This window comes from uncultured Pseudoflavonifractor sp. (assembly GCF_944387275.1).
Lineage (GTDB): Bacteria > Bacillota > Clostridia > Oscillospirales > Oscillospiraceae > Pseudoflavonifractor > Pseudoflavonifractor intestinihominis.
The window spans coordinates 11,883-33,447 of sequence record NZ_CALXEG010000014.1; the positions used below are offsets into that span (position 1 = coordinate 11,883).

Sequence of the window (21,565 nt, forward strand, 5' to 3'; positions counted from 1 at the left end):
GAATGGGGGCGAAAAGTTTCTGTATACTTTTCCCCATCTGTGTGGTATACTAAACCACAGGATGCTCCCCTCCGGGGTCGAGCGTATGCGATTTGGCTTTATGTGCGCTGTGCGCACCTGAGATAAGGCAAAGACACGGATATACAGCACCGGCGGCGAATGGCCGCCCCTTTTTCCGGCGAGGCAGGGCCGGAAAGAGCGGGCGGAATCGCCTTGTTTTGGTGCGCTCATGTGTCTGTTACATCCCTTTCAATCTTGGAATACAACACAAATTAAGGAGTGCAATCAACCTATTATGGCAGAAAAACTGAAAATCATCTCCCTGGGCGGTCTGAACGAGATCGGCAAGAACGTCACCGTCTACGAGTACGGCGGGGATATCATCGTCATCGACGTGGGCATGGGCTTCCCCGATGACGACATGTACGGCATTGACGTGGTCATCCCCGACTTCACCTATCTCATCAAGAACAAGGACAAGATCAGGGGCATCTTCCTGACCCACGGCCACGAGGACCACATCGGCTCCATCCCCTACCTGCTGCGGGACGTGCAGGCCCCCATCTACGCCACCCGGATGACCGCCGGACTGGTGAAGCTGAAGCTGGAGGAACACCGCCTGCTGGACAAGACCAAGCTCATCACCTGTGAGGCGGGCGAGACGGTGAAGGCGGGCAAGTTCTCGGTGGAGTTCATCCATGTGAACCACTCCATCGCCGACGCCTGCGGCTTTGCCATCAAGTGCCCGGTGGGCGTGTGCGTCCACACCGGCGACTTCAAGATCGACCCCACCCCCGTGTCCGGCGGCATGATCGACCTGACCCGTCTGGGCCAGCTGGGCAAGGAGGGCGTCCTGGCCCTGCTGGCCGACTCCACCAACGTGGAGCGCCCCGGCTTCACCAAGAGCGAGCGGAGCGTGGGCGCCTCCTTTGACGCCCTGTTCCGGGGCTGCGAGGAGCGGATCATCGTCACCACCTTCGCCTCCAACGTGGACCGGATGCAGCAGATCATCTCGGTGGCCGCCAAGTACGGCCGGAAGGTGGCCGTCACCGGCCGCAGCATGGAGAACGCCATCAAGGTCTCCACCGAGCTGGGGTATATGAACATCCCCGCCGGCGTGCTGGTGGACGTGAACCACCTCAAGAGCCTGCCCAAGAACAAGGTGTGCATCATCACCACCGGCAGCCAGGGCGAGACCATGTCCGCCCTGACCCGCATGGCCTTCTCCACCCACCGGCAGGTGGACATCCAGGCCGGCGACCGGGTCATCATCTCGGCCTCCGCCATCCCGGGCAACGAGAACGCCATCGGCAGCGTCATCAACGAGCTCTACCGCAAGGGCGCCGAGGTGGTCAACGAGCGGGAGGCTCCCCTCCATGTCTCCGGCCACGCCTGCCAGGGCGACCTGAAGATCATCCACGCCCTGGTCAAGCCCAAGTTCTTCGTCCCCGTCCACGGCGAGCAGCGGATGCTCAAGACCCACGCCAAGCTGGCCCGTGAGATGGGCATGGACCCCAACAACATCCTCATCAGCGACATCGGCAAGGTGATGGAGTTCACCCGCACCAGCGCCCGCATCAACGGCACCGTGCCCGCCGGGCGGGTGTTCGTGGACGGCTACGGCGTGGGCGACGTGGGCGCCGTGGTCCTGCGGGACCGGAAGCACCTGGCCGAAGACGGCATGATCGTGGTGGTGGCCACCATGTCCGCCGAGGACGGCGCCCTGCTCTCCGGCCCGGACATCATCACCCGGGGCTTTGTGTACGTCAAGGAGTCCGAGGGCCTGATGGAGGAGCTCAAGCGGGTGGCCACCGAGGCCATCGAGGCGTGCCAGGACCAGCGCCTCAAGGACTGGTCCGCCATCAAGACCCAGATCAAGAACGATCTGTCCGCCTTCCTTTACAAAAAGACCAAGCGCAATCCCATGATCCTGCCTGTCATCATGGATGTGTGATACAGCGAACAAAAAAGGCGTCTGTCCGTTGGACAGACGCCTTTTTTCATTTCTTCTTGGGCAGCTTGTGCTTGGTGCCGTCGGGCTCCACAATGTAGGTGTTCTCCAGCTGGGCCGTCAGGTTCTTCCGAAAGGCGGCCACGTACTCCTGCCGGAGGGCTGCACGCTCGGTAATCTCCTCCGGGGTGAGGCCCTCGGGCGTCCTGGCCTTTCTGGCCAGCTCATTGATGCGGTCGATCTTTGCCTGTTCCATCAGAGATATCGCTCCAATTCTATCATGATACGGCCCTTTTTCGACAGGCCGCCCACGGTCTTCACCGCGGCTTTTCCCATGCCCCGGCAGGAGATCACATCCCCCTGGGCCACAGTTCGGTCCGGCTTGGTGCACTCCCGGTGGTTGAGCTGCACCCGGCCGGAGGAGATCAGGTCCGCCGCCTTGGACCGGGGCAGCGAGAAGGCGGAGGCCGCCACCGCGTCCAGCCGCAGGGTGGCCACCGTGTCCCGGATCAGTTTGACCTCCACCTTGGGGGGCGTCAGCTCCGACAGGGCCACCGGGGCCACCTTGAGCCGGGTGCGTCCGGCGCTCTCCAGGTGGAGCAGGAGGAAGTCCTCGATCTCCTTGAGCAGCAGCACGTCGCACACGCCGGGGGACACCAGCAGGTCCCCCACCTTTTCCCGGTCCAGGCCCAGGCCCAGGATGGAGCCCAGGAAGTCCCGGTGAGTCAGCCCCGCGTCCTCGGGGAAGGTGCACCGCAGGGCGGAGATGGGGCAGTCCTCCCCCGCCAGCCAGTCCTCCGGGGCCTGCCAGTCAGGGAGAAAGACGCAGATGGTCCGCTCCGCCCCCTCAAAGCCCCCAAAGAACAGGTGGGACGGGTGGCCGCTGGCGTTGATGAGCATCTCCACCGACGCTCTCTCCTGGGGGGAGAGAAAGGCCGTGTGGGCGGGGATGTTCCGCCGCCCGGCCAGCTCCAGCTTGTCCATGGTGCGGGCCAGGAGCAGCCGCTCCTCCCCGTCCCGGGCAAGCCGGGTCAGAAGTTCCGTTTTGTTCATGGTTCCTCCCGATATGGGAATTTTACTGGTCCAGCTCGTACCGCTCCATCAGCCTGACCTCCAGGTCCAGATACTCCCCGTTCCGGTATACCCGGAAGGTGAGCACATCCCCGGCCTGAAAGCCCTCCTTGATGGCGTTGATGTCGTCCACGGAGGTGACGGTCTGGCCGTTGCACTCCGTGATCACGTCGCCGGAGCGCATGCCCTGCTTCTCCGCGTCCGACCCGGCGGTGACGCTCTGGACGTACACCCCCTCCACCAGGCCGTTGGCCGCGGCCCGCTGGGCATCCATGGTGGAGCCCAGGATGCCCAGGGTGGGATAGCCCCGGACGTGGCCGTAGGCGATAAGCTCATCCACAATGGCCTTGACGGTGCTGGTGGGGATGGCAAAGCCCAGGCCCTCCACCGAGCCGGAGTAGCTGGTCATCTTCATGTTGGTGATGCCCACCACCTGGCCCCGGTCGTTGAGCAGAGCGCCGCCTGAGTTGCCCGAGTTGAGGGCGGCGGTGGTCTGGATGAGGGTCATGGTGTTGCCGTCCACGTTCACATCCCGGCTGATGGCGGAGATGATGCCGTCGGTCATGGTGCCCCGCAGCTCCTCCCCCAGGGGGTTGCCGATGGCCAGGGCCGGGTCGCCCACCTGGAGCTGGTCGGAGTCGCCGAACTCCGCCGGGGTCAGGTCCTGGGCGTCGATCTTCAGCACGGCCAGGTCGTTGGTCTGGTCGCCGCCCACCAGCAGGGCCTGGTGGACGCTGTCGTCCAGAAGCACTACCTCCACCTGGTAGGAGCCCTGGATCACGTGGTAATTGGTAATGATGTACCCGTCCGCCGTCATGACCACGCCGGTGCCGGTGGCGCCGCCGCCGGTCTGGTAGGCCCGGATACTGACAATGGCGGCGATGTTCCGGTCATAGATCTCCTGGTAGGTCAGGACCTGATCGGGCAGTCCCGCCACGGTCAGGGTGACGCCGGTGCCGGTCGGGGCCCGCTCCAGATCTGTGGTCCCGGCGGAGTCCGAGGCGGTGGGGATGGGGATGAGGGTATAGTTGCCGCCGCCGCTCTCCACCGTGGTCTCTCCGCTCTCGCCGCTCTGGGCCAGCATCCAGCTCAGGGCCAGGGTCAGGCCGGTCAGCGCCACGATGAGCACCAGGAAAACGGCGAAGATCCAGGGCGCCTTCCGGCTGCCCCGGCGCTTCTTCTCCTCCGGCGGGGGCGCCTCAAAGGGGATGACCGTGTAACGGGGTGTGCCGGTCCATCCCGGACCGCCGCCGGCAGGGGCGGTGGTGTAGTAATCGGTGCGCATAGGTGACCTCCCTGGATGGTTTCGATCTGCTCCCCTCACGCCAGCGTCAGCGTGAAGGTGAACTCCGTCACGCCGTTTTCGCTGGTGACGGTGATGTTTTCCTTGTGGTTGTTGAGAATGGTCTTGACGATATACAGCCCCAGGCCCACGCCGTCCCGGTCCTCGCTGCGGGACTTGTCGCTCTTGTGGAAGCGGTCAAAGAGCAGGGGCAGCTCCTCGGCCGGAATGGTGTCCCCCACGTTGCGCACCGACACATGGGCCTTGCCGCCCTTGGTGGTGATGGAGATGGTGATGACCCCCTTCTCCTGGGAGAACTTGATGGCGTTGTCCAGCAGGTTGTAGCACACCTGGGTGATGCCGTCCGGGTCGCCCCACACCATGACCGGCTCCTCGGGCAGGTTGGTGGCCACGTCCAGGCCGGACTGGTTGATCTTGGTCTCCAGGCTCAGCAGCACCCGGACCATCAGCTCGGAGATGTCGAACTGCTCCTGGGCGGTCACGTTCTCCGCCGACTGGAGACGGCTCAGGTCCAGCATCCGCCGCACCAGACGGGACAGCCGCCTGGTCTCGGAGGAGATGGTGCGCAGGGCTTCCTGTTCCTTCTCTGGGGGAATGGTGCCGTCCAGAATGCCGTCGGCGAAGCCGGCGATGGTGGTCATGGGGGTCTTGAGTTCGTGGGACACGTTGGCCACGAACTCGCTGCGCTTGGCCTCCGACTGGGCCAGGGACTCGGCCATGGCGTTGAAGGCCTCGGCCAGCTCCCCCACCTCGTCCTTCCGGTTGCCCACCTCCACGCGGGTCTCAAACTCCCCGTGGCCGAACTTGCGGGCCGCCTCCGCCATCTCCTTGAGGGGCTTGGTCTGCCGCAGGGAGGTGACCGAGGTGGTGATGAAGGCGATGCACAGCACCACGATGGCGGTGAAGAAAAAGATCTGGGCAAAGGCCCGCCACATCTCGGTGATGTTCTCGGTCTCCGCCGCCACAAAGACCATGCCGGTCTGGACGTTCTGGCCCAGCAGGCCGGTCTTGTAGATGGGGCACCCGGCCACAAACCGCTTCTCCGTGAACAGGCCGTTGAGGGTGGTCATGGAGCCGTAGGCCCCGTCCTTCACCGCCTGGCTGACCATGTCGGCGGACAGGGTCTGGCCGATGAAGGCCCCCTCGGTCTGGCCGTCGGAGGAGTAGACAATCTGGCCGATCCGGTCCGGCGTGGTCTCGCAGAGGATCACGTAGGCATCGGCCAGCTGGGCCAGGTTGGAGGTGTACTGCCGGTAGGCAGAGTCGTAGATGGTGGTGGAGTAACGGGATTCCGAGAGATAGGACCCGGTGAATTCCGCGATATAAGCCGCGTTTTTCTCCATGGTATCCTGTTTTTCCCGGACCGTGTACTGGTAGGAAAGGGTGATGAATGCAGCGCCCAGCAGGGCAAAGGAGATGAGGATCATCCCGGCCATAATGGCAAACTGGCGCTTATACAGGCTCTTCGTGCCGTTCTCCTCCTTTCTGAGGGCGCACTGCCGCCGGGCCGCGTCTGGCTCCGGACCGGTACAGGCTATGGTTTCTGCGGGGTGGGCGGGGCGTCAGCCGCGCCCGTCGGGCGTCAGCCGGAACGCTCAGCTGTTCACGACCTCAAACTTGTAGCCCACGCCCCACACAGTTTTCAGGCTCCACTGGTCGCTGACGCCCTCCAGCTTCTCCCGCAGGCGCTTGATGTGGACATCCACGGTGCGGGAGTCTCCGAAGTAGTCAAAGCCCCACACCTCGTCCAGCAGCTGGTTGCGGGTGAACACCCGGTTGGGGGAGGCGGCCAGGTGGTAGAGCAGCTCCAGCTCCTTGGGGGGCGTATCCACCCGCTTGCCGTCCACCAGCAGCTCGTAGGAGTCCAGATTGATGACCAGCTTGTCAAAGGTCAGTTTCTTCTCCCCGTTCCCCTCCTCCTCCGCGCCGAAGCGGCGGAGCACGGCGTGGATGCGGGCCAGCACTTCCTTCATCTCAAAGGGCTTGACGATATAGTCGTCCGCGCCCCCCTCCAGGCCGTGGACCTTGTCCTCGGTCTCGCCCTTGGCCGTGAGCATGATGACAGGGGTCTTGTCGCTCTCCCGGATCTTCTTGAGCACGGACCAGCCGTCCATCACGGGCAGCATGATGTCCAGCAGCACCAGGTCGGGGTGGAAGGAGCGGAACAGCTCCACGCCCTTTCCTCCGTCCGGCGCCACAGCGGTCTCGTAGCCCTCTTTCTCCAGGTACAGGTGGAGCAGCTCGGCAATGTTGGCCTCGTCCTCCACGATGAGTACCTTCTGCGCCATTTCCGTACACCATCCTTCCGCGGCCGGGACCCGCCCCGGCCATATGATTACTGTAATAACATTATAGACATTTTTCACCCCATGGGGTGAATTTTTTGTAAAGACTGGCCTGGTCAGTCGGGCTCCTGGGTGTAGGCCCGGTCGATCTGGATGACGGCAAAGCTGTTGGGGTCGGCGGAGCGGATCTTTTTCTCGATCTCGCGCCGGACCTCCTCGTCGGTGCGCTTCACGCTGTAGGGCACCACCACGTCAAAGATCAGGTTCCGGTGCCGGGGACCGCTGGTCATGCGGAAGTCGTGAATGGTCATGGCCGGGTCCACCTGGCGCACCAGGTCCAGCACCATCTGCCGGGCCTTGCTGATGGTGGCGTCCCCGGTGACGATGGGGTCCATGTGGATGCTGGCCTCAATATGGTATTTGGCCTTCAGCTCCCGCTCGATGGCGTCGATCTCGTCGTGGACCTCCATGATGTCCGACCCGGCGGGCACCTCAGCGTGGAGGGACATCATGGACCGGCCGGGGCCGTAGTCGTGGATGATCATGTCGTGGATGCCCAACACCTGGGGGTGGGCCAGAACGGTCTTTTCAATGTCCCGCACCAGCTCCGGGTCGGGGCTCTGGCCCAGGAGGGGGTTCAGGGTGTCCTGGGCGGCGCCCCAGCCCGCCCGGAGGATAAAGGCGGCCACCAGGATGCCCGCCCAGGCGTCGATGTTCACGCCGGTGAACTTGCCGATCAGGCTGCTGAGGAGCACGGCGGAGGTGGCCACCGCGTCGGAGAGGGAGTCGGTGGCGGTGGCGGCCATGGCGGCGGAGCCGATACGGCGGGACAGGCTGCGGTTGAAATAGCTCATCCACAGCTTGACGCAGATGGCGGCGGCCAGGATGCCCGCGGACAGCCAGGAGAAGTCCACCGGCTCCGGGTGGATGATCTTCTCCACCGAGCTCTTGGCCAGCTCCAGGCCCACCAGCAGGATGACCACCGACACGGCCAGGCCGGACAGGTACTCGATGCGCCCGTGGCCGAAGGGGTGGTCGTCGTCGGCCTGCTTGCCCGCCATGCGGAAGCCCACCAGGGTCACCACCGACGAGCCCGCGTCGGTCAGGTTGTTGAAGGCGTCCGCCGTAATGGCGATGGAGCCGGTGAGCACGCCGGCGATCATCTTGCCCGCCGACAGCAGCAGGTTGAGGAAAATACCCACAGCGCCGGACAGGGTGCCGTACCGCTGCCGCACCTGGGGGTCTTGCACGTTGCCGCAGTCCTTTACAAAGGTCTTTACCAACAGATCGATCATAATCCCGCACCTCGGAACCAAGCACTTCAAATTTTGCGCCCGCAGAGGCCGTGCCTCTTTTGCGGGCGTCTGCACAGCAAAACAGCCCGTCTCACCGGGCTGGCCTGGCATATTATCCCACGCCGGGCCGGGCCCGTCAAGAGGCGCCGCCGGACAGCAGCCCCCAGGCCACCAGCACCAGCTGGAGGATCAGGATGGCGGGCAGACCGTACCGGAAGTACCAGTGTCTGGTCTTGTGGCGGAAGAAGAACATGCCGATCACGCCCCCCAGGGCGCCGCCCAGCAGCGCCACGATAAAAAAGGTGCACTCCCGCACCCGCCACCCGTCCCGCCGGGCCCGGCGCTTGTCAAAGCCCATCAGGCAGAAGTCCAGCAGGCTCATGATACCGGCCCAGCCCCCGATCCAGGGCCAGAACCGCAGCAGAAATTCTCTCAATGCACTTCCTCCAGCCACACGAAGCCGCCCAGGTCCCGGGCGGTGTCATACCACAGCTTCAGGTCGATGGGAAAGGTCTTCCCGCTGTCCACAACGGTGACCAGGGTCCCCCGGTCCCCCTCCTCCAGAGCGGAGAGGAGCACCCAGTGCCACTTGTCCAGGGCCGCCACCGCCCCGTTGTCCAGATTGAGGAAGGCCACGGGGCAGTCGGCCGCCAATCCCGCCCGGATAAAGGCCACACAGCGGTCAAAGCCGGGCCGGCCTTCACCGGCGGGCACCTCCAGCGCCCGGGGGAGCAGCTCCACGCCCCTGGCCGCACAGAACCGGGCCACTCCGCCGGTGTACATCTCCACCCGGTTGAGCCCGTGGTCTCCGGGGGTGACGTACTCCCACACCTGGTCCATATAGCCCACAAAGGTCCCCTGCTCCCTCCCTTCCAGCGGGCACAGCGCCGCCAGAGACGGCCGCTGTGCGGCCAGATAGGCCATCTGCACCGACGCGGTGGTGGGACCGCAGCCCGCCCGCTGCCGCCAGGGCAGGCTGTACCAGTCCTGGTCTGCGCCGTGGGAGCGGCCGCCGTCCTGACGGCGGATGTCCATGGCCTGGGGGTGGGACAGGGAGAGTATGTGTTTCAAATCATGTCAACCTCTGTTCCTGATCCGGCCTGCGCTCGGGCCGTTTGTTTCCTATCATTATAGCGTATTCCGGGCCAAATAGGAACCAGCCCCCGGCCCTTTTGAAAAAATTTCAGGCGGGGCCTCCATCTCAAGGCATGCCCCTGATATGCGCAGGCGGGGCCTCCACGATTGGAGGCCCCGCCTGCGGGGTTCATTTATAAGGATGGGGAGAGGGCTTACTTCTCCTCTTCCTTCTTGCGGGAGATGGCAATGGACAGGCCGGCCGCGGCCATGGAGGCCATCAGGGCCAGCACGCCCAGGGTCCAGCGGTTCTCCACCTGGCCGGCCACGCTGCCGGTCTGGGGCAGGTTGCCGGTGGGCGTCTCGCCGTCGGGGATGTTGGTCTCGCCGGAGCCGCCGTCCCCGCCGGGCACGTCGGGCAGGTCGCCGGTGGGCGTGTCGTCGTCGGGAATGTCGGTCTGGCCGCCGTCGTCCCCACCGGGCACGTCGGGCAGGTCGCCGGTGGGCGTGTCGTCGTCGGGGATGTCGGTGCTGTCGGCCACGTAGTACACGTTCACGGTCTTATTGCTGTTGAGCACACCGGTCAGGCTGTCGCCCTCGGTGCCGTCGTAGGTGTAGCCGTCGATGGCGATGGCGTTCTGCTCGCTCACGTCATACGCGCTGCCCTCGATGTGGCTGGGGCTGGTGTAGCTCTGGGCGATCTTGCTGCCGTCGGCCCGGTCCAGGTAGTTGACGGTGACGTGATAGTACATGTAGCCGGGGTTGTAGGGCACTTCGTAGTCGTAGTGGACCTCCACCACGTTCTTGGCGGTGTCGTCGCTGATGGTGATGTAGGTCACCACGCCGTCCTCATAGTCGGCGGGACGCATGGCGTTGACCCAGTCCTCACCCTCCGTGTAGCCCAGATACTGGGAGACCAGCTCCTGGGTGAGGGTGGTGCCGTAGGGCGCCTTGCCGGTGACGGTCAGGCCCTCGGCGGGCTCGATCTCCTGGTTGGTGTAGTCGTTGAAGTACTTGACGGTGAACTCGTACTCATCGGCGGTGTAGTACACGTTGATGATAACGGTCTGGGTGCCGGAGATGGTGCCGGTCAGGCTGTCGGCGTCGATGCGGGTGTACATCTGGTGGGCGTCGTCAAAGGCGGCCACATCCGCGGTCACGTCGTAGGCGTCGTTCTCCTTGTAGGCCTTGATCTCCATGTCCAGAGGCGCGATCACGTTGTACGCGCCGCTCTCGTCCTTGGTGCCGTCGGTGAGCAGGTAGTTGATGTTCACATAGGCGGCGGCCTTGGGACCGTAGGTGTAGGTGATGGTGATGGTCTGCACCCTGTCGCTGTTGATGGCGGCGTTGCCGGCCTGGTCGAAGGTCACGCTGTCGGCGGCCTCGGCATTGACCGTCCAGCCCACCAGCTTGAAGTCCTGAGGAATCTTGTCCGCGCTCAGGGGAGCGGCGGCGCTCTCAGCGTCCACGTCGTACTGGTTGGTGCTGGTCTCCATGGTCTCGCCGGTGGCCTGGCTCACGTGATTGACCACCACGGTGTAGTCGGAGCGCTCCCACTGGGCGGTGTAGGTGGCGCCGCCGGTGACGGTCTCCGCCACCTCGGGCTGCCAGCCGGCAAACTCCCAGGTATCCTCGCCGGTGGTCTCGCCCTGGAAGGCGGGGGTATCATCGCCGTAGTGGAGGCCGGAGTAGCTCTGCTCGTCAAAGGTGCCGTGGTCGCCGGGCTTGTAGACCACGGTGTAGTCGATGTAGGAGAAGGTGCCGTGGATGTCCACGTTCTCGGCGGGCATGGTGGTGAGGGTCTTGTCCCAGCCGCTGAAGGTCATGCCGCTGGGGGCGCTGGGGGCGGGCCGCATGGTGACGGCGTCGCCGTAGTAGTAGTTCTCCACCTCGCCGTACTGCGTGCCGTCCACGTAGTAGGTCACGTTGTAGAGCACCTTCTTGGTGGTCAGGGAGACGGTGGCGTCCGCGCTCAGGTTGGTCAGCTCCACCTGGCTGAGGGCATGGTCCACGCTGTTGACGGTGACGGAGACCAGCTCATAGCCGGGGTTCAGGGTCCAGCTGACGGTGACGTCGCTGCCCTTCTCATAGGTGCCCTGGCCGGTGGTGGAGGCCACGCCCTCATCGCCGTTGACGGTGACGACGTACTCATACCGGTCATAATACAGGGTGATGGTCTGTCCCACGCTGCCGTCCAGGGTGATGGACTTGTCGCTGGCAGCGGCGTTGAACACGTAGAGCTTGCCGTTGTAGTTGGGCTTTGCCTCCACATCGGCGGCGTAGACCACGCTGCTGTGGGTGCCGGCGGCGGGCACATCCAGATAGCCGTCCACAGTCACATTCTCGGCGTCGCCGGTGAGGGTGCGGTAGACGTATCTGACCGTGTAGTCCACGGAGCCGTAGGTCTGCCGCTCATAGCGGAAGGTGAGGGTGGCGCTCTCATTGTAGCTCAGCGCGGCGGTGGACTGGGTGGCCTCGCCCACCAGGGCATAGCCGTCCCCGTAGGCGGCAGGGGCCGTGTGGCTCTGCACGCCCAGGGCCACATACTCGGCGTCCTTGATGGTAACGGTGTCGGTCAGCTCGTACGCTCCGCCGTTGTGGGAGGTGTACAGCTCATACACCACGGTGAGCTTGGGCATCTCCTTCCACTGGGCCACATAGGTCACGTCGCCGGTGACGGTGGCGGTCACCTCAGGGGACCAGCCGTCGAACACCCAGTTGTCCGCGCCGGTGGGGGTTCCGTTAAAGGCGGGGGTGGGGTCGCCGGCGTAGAGGCCGGAGGTGATCTGATGCTTAAAGGTGCCGCACTTGCCGGGATCATAGGTCACGGTGTAGGTGGGCAGGGGCTCATAGGTACGGATGATGGTCACGCCGCCCTCGGGCAGGGTTCCGGAATAGGCTGCGCCGGTGGTGGCGATGTCGTCGCCCACGAAAGTATAGCGCACGCCGCCATAGGTGGTGATCTCCGTGTAATCCTCGGCAGCGCTCACATCGTAGGACTGGCCCACCAGGCCGGAGTCGCTGATGGCGGTCTGGAGGTCATTGCCGTTCCGGTCCTGGAACAGGACGATGGCGGTGGACTTGTCGTTGGGGGTGTAGGTCAGATAGACGGTCACATCCCTGGCGCCGAAGGTGCCGCTGGTGTAGGCGGAGAGTTCGGGGCTGTACGTATACCCGGCAGGGCCGGCAGGCGCGGTGACTTCATAGGAATCGCCGATGTGGTAGATGTGCTCCTCGGTGTAGTCCACAAAGCCCTCGTCCTCGTGGGTGCTGTCATCGGTAAACACGTACTTCACATGGAGCTGGTAGTCGATGGGACTGGTGGTGACCTCCACGCTGTGGGCGGCATCCAGGCCGTTGAAGGAGATGGTGCCGTCGGCAGAAGAGCTCTCGCCGTCCACCTTGATGCTGGCCACCTCATAACCCAGGTTGGCCTTCCAGTCCACCTTCACGTCCTCGCCGGCGTCATGGACGGCGGTATCGGGGGTGATGGTACCGTTTTCGTCGATCCAGGTGGTGACGGTGTAGCGGTCCCGGACGTAGGTGATGGTGATGGTCTGCTTGCTGTTCTTGTCCAGCGTGATGTCGCCGGAGCGGCTCGTCTCGGTGTAGGTATACACGCCGTTGACAGGCTTGGCGGTGATGGTGTCCGCGTCGATGACCTGGTCGTGCTTGCCCGCGATGGGGCCGTCGGTGAGCGTGTCCTCAGGCGTATCGGCAATCACGCCGTCGGTGCGGACGTAGTACTCATGTACCACCTCGTACTCCGCGGAGCTGGTCACGCTGCGCTCGTACCGCAGGGTGATGACGGTGCTCAGACCGTCGGTCTGGGTGTCGGTGGCCTCGGCGTTCAGGGTGTAGGTCTGGCCGTTGCCCTCCCAGGTCTGCTTTTCAGAGGCCACATAGTCCTGGTAGTCGCCATAGGTCAGGGACTTGAGGGTAACAGACTCAGTGTTGTCCTGATTGTAACCCTCGTTGTCGGTGTTGGTGTAGAAATTGGCCACCACGGTGTAGTAGGGCAGGGCCTTCCAGGAGCCGGTGAAGGTCACGTCACTGTTGACGGTGAACTTGCCATCGGAGACGGCGGCGTCATCGGTGGTCCAGCCGGAGAACTCATAGCCGGGAAGGACGGGGGCGGCCTCCACGGCAAGCACGGTACCCTCGGGATAGGTCCGGCTGTCAGGCGCGGTGGGCGCGCCCTGCGGCACATCGCCGGTGTACTGGTAGGTCACGGTGTAGGAGTTCTGGAGCTTGTAGTACCGCACCAGGGTGTGCTCTCCGGTGGTGGCGGCAATATTGGCCTCCGTGTCGCTGTACTCCCGGTCGCCGTCCAGCGCGCTGCTCACATAGAACCAGGTCTGGTTGGTGCCCTGGGGGACGCTCTCGGCGGGCAGGTTCACGTCAAAGACAGGCTCGCCGTAGTCGGTGATGGTGGTGATGGTCCGGTCGGCGGGCAGCACGCTGATGGGCGCGACGGTCTCCACGTCCCGGTACTCCACGGTCATGGTGCCCACCTCATAGCTGGCCTTGGGCAGGGGGAAGTCGGCGTTGATGGGGCCGTTCTCGCTGTTGCTGACCTTGTACTGAAGCTCCGCGTCGCCGTTGAGGGGCACACCGGTATGTACGCCGGCGGTCTTGGCGCTGTCCTTCAGCTTGACGGTGTAGGTCAGGGTGACGATGTCATTGTTCCGGTCCAGCTGAGTTTCGCCGGGATACCAGGTGATCAGGTCGCTGTACTCGTTCAGGACGCCGTCGGTAATGCCCGACGCCTGGGCGCTGCCCTTCACCACGGAGAAGTTGTCCCCCATGGGGTCCCAGATCATGGCGGTGATGTCGGTGGAGATGTCCTCCATGGCCTCGCCCAGCTCGGTGTCGCTGTTGGCCAGCAGGGCGTGGTCGCTGTCGGTGGCCAGATTGTTGAAGTTGCTGCTGGAGAAGGTGAAGCCCACGGTGTAGATGATGCCGCCGTCATTCTTGAAGTTAGTGGCGGTCCGGTTGGGATAGCCGTCGTCGGAGTCACCGTCGGCCACGACCACCAGCACCTGGCGGGCGGAGCTGCTCTTGAACTGGTCAACGCCCAGCGCCACGCCGTCAGACAGGTTGGTGCCGCCCTCGGCCACCAGCTGGTCCAGCTGGGACTCTGTAATTACCTTGGCGCTATCCCATCTTCCCTTACCGACGCCATTCGCATAGCCGGAGTCAAAGATGTGCTCCGCCTTGGAAGAGAAAATCACAATCTTGGCGTTCAGCTTATTGCCCAGCTGCTCCCGCAGGGTCGCCACCATGTTCTTGATGGCGGAGACGGCGATTTCAAGCCGGGACTGGGCCTTGCCGCTCTTCACCAGACTGCAGGGCTCGCCGCCGGAGACATTGGCGTTCCAGCCGGTGGAAATATGGACATGCTCTTCCTTGCCGCAGGTGTAGCAGCTGCTGTTGTGGGTGTGCTCTTCCTTGTTGCAGATCAGCTGCCCCCGCCAGTTATAGCAGTCCCTGCCATGTCTGTGCTCCTCCAGGCCGCAGCCGATGCAGCTGCTGTCGTGGGTGTGCTCCTCGGCGCACCATGCCATGGAGCCGGATACGTCCAGGACAAAGGTGACCTCAAGGGGCTGCTGTTCGATCTGGATGTCGTTCACTTTGGCCGACAGGGTGACCTGCCACTCGTCGGCGGCGGTGCGCTCAGCGTTCTTGCTGAGGACCACCTTGGCGTTGGATTGGCTGGTAGGGGTGCCGTCCGTGGCGTAGTACTTGCTCTCCGGACTCAGGAGTTCTCCCCCCGCGGCCAGTACGCTCATGGGCAGCAGGCCCACTACCATGGCTGCGGTGAGCAGGGATGCCAGGATTCTCTTCGTTTTCTTTGCCAACATTTTCATTCTCCTCTCATTGAGAATAGAAGTGCGGCGGTCGGACGGGCGTGGCGGAGGGGACTCCGCTTTAGCCTCCTGACTTTGCGTCCCGGTTTTTCAGCCGGTTTGCCATTTGTCGGTTCCATAGAGCTCTTCCCATCCCCTGCTGGAAATGGGAGCGGGATTGTCCCCGCATGGATCTGCGCTTCTTTCCTCTTCTGCTGGGTGTGAGCGTTATTTTCTTCTGTTTTCCTCCCCGCTTTCTTCTTGGTTATCTCCGGCACTGAGGACGCTGTCCATCAGTCGTATCAGTTCCAGCGCACTGCGAAAGGTCTCCTGTTTGCGCCCGTCTGTCCACGCAACAGTTCCCTGCCAGGTCGCGTTCTGTGTATTGCGGATCTGAACCAAAAATGTCTCACCGCCGTTTGTCTTCATCGCATGCACGCTCCTTTGCACTGCCTCTCTCCTGCACTTACACGGATTATTATACATGGCCGTGGTTACATTTCGGTCACATCTGATTTTTTTCTCTCCCGGCATCACCGTTTTTTATACCGTTTTTCCTCTTCTGTTTTCTGTAAACCCGGCGCTCTGTCAGGATCGGCGGTTTTTCTTTACCTGTGAAAAACCAGGCGGCGGTCCCGATGGACCGCCGCCTGGCGCCGTTATCCTATATTACGGAAGCTATGGCCTCTCCGCTCAGGCGTTTCTCCGGCTCTTGCGGAACAGGATCAGCGCCAGTCCGGCCGCCGCCAGAGCGGCGGACAGGGCCATGGCGCCCAGGGCCACGCGGGCCGCGGAGACCTGCGCCTGGGTACCGGTCTGAGGCAGGTTGCCGGTGGGTGTCTCGCCGTCGGGGATGTTGGTCTCGCTGCCGGTGCCGGTGTCGCCGGTGCCGGTATTGCCCGTGTCGCCGGTGCCGGGCAGATCGGTGGTGGGGGTGTTGTCGTCGGGGATGTCGGTCTGGCCGCCGTCGCCGCCGGGTACGTCGGGCAGGTCAGTGGTGGGCGTGTCGTCGTCGGGGATGTCGGTGCCGTCGGCCACGTAGTACACATTCACGGTCTTGTTGCTGTTGAGCACGCCGGTCAGGCTGTCGCCCTCGGTGCCGTCGTAGGTGTAGCCGTCGATGGCGATGGCGTCCTGCTCGCTCACGTCATACGCGCTGCCCTCGATGTGGCTGGGGCTGGTGTAGCTCTGGGCAATCTTGCTGCCGTCGGCCCGGTCCAGGTAGTTGACGGTGACATGGTAGTACATATAGCCGGGGGTGGGAGGAGGCGTGACGGAGCCGCCGTCGGCGGTCCACTTGGCGGTGTAGACAGCGCTGGCGGTGACGGTGGCGGGCCACTCGGTCACCTTGCTGCCGCTCTCGTCATACCAGCCGTCGAAGGTGTAGCCGCTGTTGGCCGCGGTGGTGGGGACGGCGGGGAACGCCGCGCCCTCGGTGTAAGTGCCGCTCACATCGGCGGTGCCCCCGTTGATGGTGCCGCCCGCCTCAGTCTTGAAGGTCACGGTGTAAGTAGTGGGCTGGGGATCCGTGCCGCCGTCCTTGGTCCAGGTGCCCACCAGGTACACGTCGTAGTCGGGCATGGTGAACTTGCCGCCGGAGATGGTCACCAGGTCGCAGCTCCAGCCGGAGAAGGTGTAGCCCTCAGCGGTGGGCGCGGCGGCCACGGTCACCTGGGTGCCCGCGGTGTAGGACGCGCTGGCGGGGGCGGTATAGCCCTGGGGCACGTCGCCCACACAGACGTAGTTCACGGTATAGGTAGCGGGCTGGGGATCGGTGCCGCCGTTCTGAGTCCACTGGGCGTACAGGCTCATGTTGGCGGTCATGACGATCTTGTCGCCGGCCTTGTAGGCGTCGCCGCTGCCGTCGGGGTTGGTATTCCAGCCGGCAAAGGTATAGCCGGGCAGGGAGGGCTCCCCGCTGATGACAACGGCGGTCTCGCCGCTCTCATACAGCTCGGAGGCAAAGCTCACGTAGGTGTTGTTGTCCTTGTAGTAGTACTGGAGCACGTAGGTCTGGGGGACGGGCTTCTCCTCCTCCCACACGGCGTACAGGCTCTCGTTGGCGGTCATCACCAGCTTGTCGCCGGCCTTGTAGGTGATGCCGGTGCCGTCGGGGTTGGTGTTCCACCCCACCAGGGTGTAGCCGGGCATGGTGGGCGCACCGCTGATGATGACGGCGGTCTCGCCGCTCTCATACAGCTCGGAGGCAAAGCTCACGTAGGTGTTGTTCACCTTGTAGTAGTACTGGAGCACATAGGTCTGGGAGGTGGGCTTGGACTCCTTCCACACAGCGTAGAGGGTCACGTCACCGCCCTGGGAGGGGATGGCGAAGGTGCTGTCCGGGGCGGAGGCGTTCTTGTCGGTGGACCAGCCCAGGAAGTCATAGCCGTCCCGGGTCAGGCCGTCGCCGCTCTTGGGGGTGAAGGTCTGGCCGGCCATGTAGCCCGCCTCGTCGGTCACAGTGCCGGTGCCGCCGTTGGCGTCATAGGTCACGTGGTAGAGCTGGACCTTGTCCAGGAGCTTGCCGTCCAGGTGCCAGACGTACTCGCCGCTGTCCACATAGTTGTCGGCGCCGTCGGCCACCCGGAGCATGTACCACTCCACGTCGGCCAGGTTCAGCCAGCTGTTGGCCGCAAAGCGCTCCATGCCGGTCAGGGAGACGGCGGAGCCGTACTGGCTGTAGTAGTTGTCGCCGGCCACCACGGAGGTGGGGTCAGGCAGCTCCATCTGGATCTTGCCCACGGTGAAGTAGCCGTGGTCGTTGGGGGTGCCCTGGCCCTCCTTGCCGTCCACATACACATAGACGTTCTGGAGGCTCAGCTCGGGCTCTCCGGGCTGGGTGGAGCCGGCGTCCTTCAGCTCAATCTCGTAGAAGCCGCTTGCAGCCTTCTCATAGAACAGGGCCTGAAGCTCCTCGCCGCTGAAGCGCAGGGTCTTCCGGGTGCAGCCGTTGTCCAGATACAGCTCAAGGGCGGTCATGTCCCCGGGCTGCTTGTCCTCCAGGCCGCTCACCGCAGTCCAGTAGATATTGGGCACTCCGTTCCACTTCAGCTCCCGGCTGTCGTCGCCGAAGAACAGGGTGGCCCCGTGGATATCGCGGTAGCCGTATTCCTGCTCGCCCTTCACCATATCCTTCAGCGCCTTGGCCGTGATATGGTACTCAAAGGTCAGGTCTCCGTCATAGGTCCCATTGGGGGTCTCCACAGCGGCCAGGGCCCCGATGGACAGGGCGCTCACCACCATACAGAACACCATGAGAAGGGCCAGGGCCTTCTTGCTCATTCTTGCCAACATGCTCATTCTCCTTCCTCGCTTTGCGCGGGCAGTTGTAAGTATGCGGCAGCCGGACGGACGTGGCGGCGCTCCCCCACCGCTTTAGCCTCCAGGCTTTGCGTCCCGGCCTTTCAGCCGGTTTGCCCTTTTCTTGCCGGATTCCGCCGGATTTTTCCGCTTCTTTCCGCGAAAAAATCCCGTCTCGTCCGGCGCTGTACCCACTCTACCACCGCAAGGTTACATTTCGGGTTATATTTTGAAAAAGTATATTTTTTCATTTCCCTTTTTCCGTCCGGCCTCTTTTGGGCAGGAGGCTGTTTTTTTACGAAAAAAATTCCCGATAAAATAGAAAAAGACTCTTCCAGCCTTTTCAATCCTGTGCTATAATAGGAACAGCCTTGATTCTGCCCATTGTTTTTTCCCGGAAATATTACCGACGAAAGCAGGTGCCTGTCATGAGCGATTCCGCTGGTATCAAAAACGTAAAAGTCACTATGTTGGGCGGTTTTTCCATCGCTGTGGACGGTCACGTGCTGACAGACGAGGCAAATCGCTCCCAAAAGCTCTGGAACGTGCTCTCCTACCTGCTGGTCCACCGGGACCGGAACGTGCCCCAGAGCGAATTCATCGAGCAGTTCTGGCCGGGTGAGAACAGCGCCAACCCGGTCAACGCCCTCAAGACCCTGCTCTACCGGGTGCGGGCCATGCTGGAGCCCCTGTTCGGCTCGGAGGTGGAGCCCATCCTCTCCCGCCGGGGGTCCTACTCCTGGAATCCGGACATTTCCTGTACCCTGGACATCGACGAGTTCGAGGCCCTGTGCCACAAGGCCAACGACGGCCGCCTGTCCGACGAGAGCCGCCTGTCCCTCTACCGCCAGGCCGAGCAGCTCTACCGGGGGGACTTTCTGCCCAAGCTGGAGGGCTCCCTGTGGATCATCCCCTACTCGGTGGAATACCACAACCTCTACCTCCAGATGATCAAGGACTACGCCGCCCTGCTGGAGAAAAAGGAGCTCTTTGAGGAGATGACCGAGGTCTGCATCCGGGCCAGCCATCTGGACTCCCTGGATGAGAACCTGCACATCCTCATCGTCCGCTCCCTGCTGCGCCAGGGCAACGACACCGCCGCCCTGGCCCACTACGAGTCGGCCACCGACCTGCTCTACCGCAACCTGGGCGTGCGCCCCTCCCAGGAGCTGCGGGAGCTGTACAACGAGATCATGAGCGTGGAGAAGTCGCTGGAGACCGACCTGGAGTCCATCCAGGACGACCTGCGGGAGGCCGCCGCCCGCCCCGGGGCCTTTGTCTGTGAGTACGGCTTCTTCCGGGAGGCCTACCGGCTGGAGGCCCGCCGGGCCGCCCGCAGCGGCACTTCGGTCCACATCGCCCTCATCACCGTCTCCCTGCCCGACGGGGGCGTGCCGCCCCTGAGCGTGCTGGCCGCCACCATGGACCAGCTCCAGGAGGTGCTCACCGGCAGCCTGCGCCGGGGCGACGTGGTGTCCAAATACTCGGGCGCCCAGTTCGTGGTGATGCTGCCCGCCGCCAACTTTGAGAACAGCACCATGGTCATGGAGCGCGTGGTCTCCGCCTTCTACCGGCAGCACCGGCGGAACTTCCTCAAGCTCTCCTACAAGATCCGGGCGCTGGACTGACCCCTATCCACATATTTCAGAACATTTCCAGGTACATCTGCCATGAAAAGACCTCCCATCGGCGCCGTCATCGCGGCGGCGGCCGCCGTCGTGCTGCTGATTGCAGCGGCGGCGCTGTTCCTCTGGGGCAGAGAGCCCCAGTACGAGATCGTGGCGCCCTCCACAGCGCCGGTGATCTCCTCCACCCCCACGCCCTCCCCCACGGCGGAGGACTCCGAGACCCCGTCTCCCACCCCCACGGCCCCCGTCTATAAGGCGGTCCTGGAGGAGCCGGAGGACGGCCTGCCCACCGACAAGGTCTTTGTCACCGACACCCGCAAGAGCTACCAGAGCGGCGACCTGCGGCTCATCATCCCCAAGCTGGAAGTGGATGAGCCCATCCTGAACGGCGTGGACGAGCAGACCCTGCTCCAGGGCGAGGGTTTGTACGACTACGCCCAGCTCCCCGGCGAGGGCCGGTCCAACACCTCCATCGCCGGGCACCGCAACTGGATCCGGGGCGGCAAGATCACCCTGGACCAGCCCTTCTCCTACCTGGACACCCTGGGGGAGGGGGATTACCTCTACCTGGTGTACGGGGAGAACATCTACCAGTACCTCTTTGAATACCAGGAGGTGGTGGAGCCCGACGACTGGGGCCCCATCTACAAGACCGACCACTCCTGCGTCACCCTGACCACCTGCACCCCCGTGGGCGTCTCCGACCACCGGCTCATCGTCCGGGGCGCCCTGGTGGACATCATTCCGTTGTCTGACGACTATGCTTATCCCGCCAACGCGGAAGAGGAGGCTTCACTCAATCCATGAAATTCTTCAAGTCCATGAAAAAGACCACCCGGATCATCTGCGCCGTGCTGGCCATCGTGCTGGTGGCGGGGGTGGCCATCCCCCTGCTGGCCCAGGCCGGCGTCATCCCCCACAAGGAGGCCATCCAGAGCGGCGTCACCGTGTATAAGAACGGCAAGGCCACCGTGGATGCGTCCAACCTGGCCCTGGGCTTTGTGTCCGTGTCCTACACCGGCGGCAAGGACGTGCGCATCAAGGTCCAGATCACCAAAACCGGCGGCACCACCTACACCTACAACCTGAACAACAAGGGCACCGCCGAGACCTTCCCCCTCACCGAGGGCGACGGCAAGTACACTGTGAAGGTGTTTGAGAACACCACGGGCACCAAGTACGCCCAGGCCTACTCCTGCCCCCTGACCCTGAAGCTGACCAGCGAGTTCTCCCCCTTCCTGTACGCCAACCAGTACGTCAACTTCACCGACGACTCCAAGGTGGTGGCCAAGGCCGCCGAGCTGACCAAGGGTCTGACCACCGACCTGGACAAGGTGACCGAGATCTACCACTACGTCATCAACAACATCACCTACGACTACCAGCTGGCCGCCACCGTGGCCTCCGGCTACCTGCCCGACGTGGACAAGGTGCTGGAGAGCGGCAAGGGCATCTGCTTCGACTACGCCGCCGTCATGGCCTCCATGCTCCGCAGCCAGAATATCCCCTGCAAGCTGATCGTGGGCTATGCGGGCACCGTGTACCACGCCTGGATCAACGTGTACATCGAGGGCGTGGGCTGGGTGGATCACCTGATCTACTTCAACGGTGAGGACTGGTCCATGATGGACCCCACCTTTGTCTCCAACGGCAAGAACAACCCCGCCGTGCTCCAGTACGTGGGCGACGGCACCAACTACACCGAGAAATACGCCTATTGATCCCTCTGCCCTGAGTCAGCGCTGCCGCGCGGGCTCAGGGCATGCGCCATTCCATCCGTCTCAGGCGGCAGGCCGCCTGGGTCATTTC

At 63.6% G+C, this 21,565-nt stretch carries 15 protein-coding genes and 2 riboswitches; of the genes, 4 read left to right on the forward strand and 11 right to left on the reverse strand.

The window, feature by feature from the left end:
* Nucleotides 1–295 precede the first annotated feature (295 nt).
* Nucleotides 296–1,954 carry a ribonuclease J gene (locus Q0K23_RS05180; protein ID WP_294518726.1) on the forward strand — a complete coding sequence of 553 codons (1,659 nt, stop codon included), beginning with the start codon at nucleotides 296–298 and terminating at the stop codon, nucleotides 1,952–1,954.
* Between the two features lie 46 nt (nucleotides 1,955–2,000).
* Here Q0K23_RS05180 and Q0K23_RS05185 read toward each other — a convergent pair whose 3' ends face one another.
* The 11 genes from Q0K23_RS05185 to Q0K23_RS05235 form a co-directional block, all read right to left on the reverse strand.
* Nucleotides 2,001–2,207 (reverse strand): DUF896 domain-containing protein, encoded by a 207-nt coding sequence (locus Q0K23_RS05185; protein WP_294518729.1) that lies wholly within the window; start codon nucleotides 2,205–2,207, stop codon nucleotides 2,001–2,003.
* Entirely contained in the window at nucleotides 2,207–3,004 is a 798-nt protein-coding gene (locus Q0K23_RS05190) for an RNA-binding protein (protein ID WP_294518732.1), read from the reverse strand. Before Q0K23_RS05190 ends, Q0K23_RS05185 begins: the two co-directional genes overlap by 1 nt.
* A gap of 22 nt (nucleotides 3,005–3,026) precedes the next feature.
* Complete coding sequence (locus Q0K23_RS05195) at nucleotides 3,027–4,307, reverse strand: S1C family serine protease (RefSeq protein WP_294518735.1); 1,281 nt, start codon at nucleotides 4,305–4,307, stop codon at nucleotides 3,027–3,029.
* A 35-nt stretch (nucleotides 4,308–4,342) separates the two neighbouring features.
* Nucleotides 4,343–5,761 carry a HAMP domain-containing sensor histidine kinase gene (locus Q0K23_RS05200; protein WP_294518738.1) on the reverse strand — a complete coding sequence of 473 codons (1,419 nt, stop codon included), beginning with the start codon at nucleotides 5,759–5,761 and terminating at the stop codon, nucleotides 4,343–4,345.
* Between the two features lie 159 nt (nucleotides 5,762–5,920).
* The gene (locus tag Q0K23_RS05205; RefSeq protein ID WP_294518741.1) at nucleotides 5,921–6,613 is read right to left on the reverse strand and encodes a response regulator transcription factor; all 693 of its coding nucleotides are present in this window, start codon (nucleotides 6,611–6,613) and stop codon (nucleotides 5,921–5,923) included.
* A 113-nt stretch (nucleotides 6,614–6,726) separates the two neighbouring features.
* Nucleotides 6,727–7,905, reverse strand: coding sequence for a cation diffusion facilitator family transporter (locus Q0K23_RS05210; protein ID WP_294518745.1), 1,179 nt, complete (start codon nucleotides 7,903–7,905; stop codon nucleotides 6,727–6,729).
* 136 nt (nucleotides 7,906–8,041) lie between these two features.
* Nucleotides 8,042–8,341, reverse strand: coding sequence for a DUF1294 domain-containing protein (locus Q0K23_RS05215; RefSeq protein WP_294518748.1), 300 nt, complete (start codon nucleotides 8,339–8,341; stop codon nucleotides 8,042–8,044).
* Complete coding sequence (locus Q0K23_RS05220) at nucleotides 8,338–8,976, reverse strand: hypothetical protein (RefSeq protein WP_294518751.1); 639 nt, start codon at nucleotides 8,974–8,976, stop codon at nucleotides 8,338–8,340. The genes Q0K23_RS05215 and Q0K23_RS05220 overlap by 4 nt, the downstream gene beginning before the upstream one ends.
* A 218-nt stretch (nucleotides 8,977–9,194) precedes the next feature.
* Entirely contained in the window at nucleotides 9,195–14,843 is a 5,649-nt protein-coding gene (locus Q0K23_RS05225; RefSeq protein WP_294518754.1) for a vWA domain-containing protein, read from the reverse strand.
* A 29-nt stretch (nucleotides 14,844–14,872) separates the two neighbouring features.
* Nucleotides 14,873–14,963, reverse strand: a riboswitch (cyclic di-GMP riboswitch).
* A gap of 93 nt (nucleotides 14,964–15,056) precedes the next feature.
* Complete coding sequence (locus tag Q0K23_RS05230) at nucleotides 15,057–15,257, reverse strand: hypothetical protein (RefSeq protein WP_294518757.1); 201 nt, start codon at nucleotides 15,255–15,257, stop codon at nucleotides 15,057–15,059.
* Nucleotides 15,258–15,521: 264 nt separating this feature from the next.
* Nucleotides 15,522–18,122 carry an InlB B-repeat-containing protein gene (locus Q0K23_RS05235; protein ID WP_294518760.1) on the reverse strand — a complete coding sequence of 867 codons (2,601 nt, stop codon included), beginning with the start codon at nucleotides 18,120–18,122 and terminating at the stop codon, nucleotides 15,522–15,524.
* Nucleotides 18,123–18,163: 41 nt separating this feature from the next.
* A riboswitch (cyclic di-GMP riboswitch) is annotated at nucleotides 18,164–18,256 on the reverse strand.
* Between the two features lie 300 nt (nucleotides 18,257–18,556).
* On the opposite strand from Q0K23_RS05235, the gene Q0K23_RS05240 reads away from it, so the two are divergent.
* From Q0K23_RS05240 to Q0K23_RS05250, 3 genes are read left to right on the forward strand one after another with little or no spacing between them, the layout of a single operon-like run.
* Nucleotides 18,557–19,756, forward strand: coding sequence for a BTAD domain-containing putative transcriptional regulator (locus tag Q0K23_RS05240; RefSeq protein WP_294518763.1), 1,200 nt, complete (start codon nucleotides 18,557–18,559; stop codon nucleotides 19,754–19,756).
* Between the two features lie 42 nt (nucleotides 19,757–19,798).
* Nucleotides 19,799–20,563 carry a sortase gene (locus Q0K23_RS05245; RefSeq protein WP_294518766.1) on the forward strand — a complete coding sequence of 255 codons (765 nt, stop codon included), beginning with the start codon at nucleotides 19,799–19,801 and terminating at the stop codon, nucleotides 20,561–20,563.
* Entirely contained in the window at nucleotides 20,560–21,477 is a 918-nt protein-coding gene (locus Q0K23_RS05250; protein ID WP_294518769.1) for a transglutaminase family protein, read from the forward strand. The genes Q0K23_RS05245 and Q0K23_RS05250 overlap by 4 nt, the downstream gene beginning before the upstream one ends.
* The last annotated feature ends 88 nt before the right edge of the window (nucleotides 21,478–21,565 follow it).

Excerpts from the sequence above, each read along its gene's own strand:
- Q0K23_RS05185 (WP_294518729.1), bottom strand. The coding sequence starts at position 2,207 with ATGGAACAGGCAAAGATCGACCGCATCAATGAGCTGGCCAGAAAGGCC.
- Q0K23_RS05180 (WP_294518726.1), top strand. The coding sequence starts at position 296 with ATGGCAGAAAAACTGAAAATCATCTCCCTGGGCGGTCTGAACGAGATC.
- Q0K23_RS05240 (WP_294518763.1), top strand. The coding sequence starts at position 18,557 with ATGAGCGATTCCGCTGGTATCAAAAACGTAAAAGTCACTATGTTGGGC.
- Q0K23_RS05235 (WP_294518760.1), bottom strand. The coding sequence starts at position 18,122 with ATGTTGGCAAGAATGAGCAAGAAGGCCCTGGCCCTTCTCATGGTGTTC.
- Q0K23_RS05225 (WP_294518754.1), bottom strand. The coding sequence starts at position 14,843 with ATGTTGGCAAAGAAAACGAAGAGAATCCTGGCATCCCTGCTCACCGCA.
- Q0K23_RS05195 (WP_294518735.1), bottom strand. The coding sequence starts at position 4,307 with ATGCGCACCGATTACTACACCACCGCCCCTGCCGGCGGCGGTCCGGGA.
- Q0K23_RS05200 (WP_294518738.1), bottom strand. The coding sequence starts at position 5,761 with ATGGCCGGGATGATCCTCATCTCCTTTGCCCTGCTGGGCGCTGCATTC.
- Q0K23_RS05245 (WP_294518766.1), top strand. The coding sequence starts at position 19,799 with ATGAAAAGACCTCCCATCGGCGCCGTCATCGCGGCGGCGGCCGCCGTC.
- Q0K23_RS05250 (WP_294518769.1), top strand. The coding sequence starts at position 20,560 with ATGAAATTCTTCAAGTCCATGAAAAAGACCACCCGGATCATCTGCGCC.
- Q0K23_RS05205 (WP_294518741.1), bottom strand. The coding sequence starts at position 6,613 with ATGGCGCAGAAGGTACTCATCGTGGAGGACGAGGCCAACATTGCCGAG.
- Q0K23_RS05190 (WP_294518732.1), bottom strand. The coding sequence starts at position 3,004 with ATGAACAAAACGGAACTTCTGACCCGGCTTGCCCGGGACGGGGAGGAG.
- Q0K23_RS05230 (WP_294518757.1), bottom strand. The coding sequence starts at position 15,257 with ATGAAGACAAACGGCGGTGAGACATTTTTGGTTCAGATCCGCAATACA.
- Q0K23_RS05210 (WP_294518745.1), bottom strand. The coding sequence starts at position 7,905 with ATGATCGATCTGTTGGTAAAGACCTTTGTAAAGGACTGCGGCAACGTG.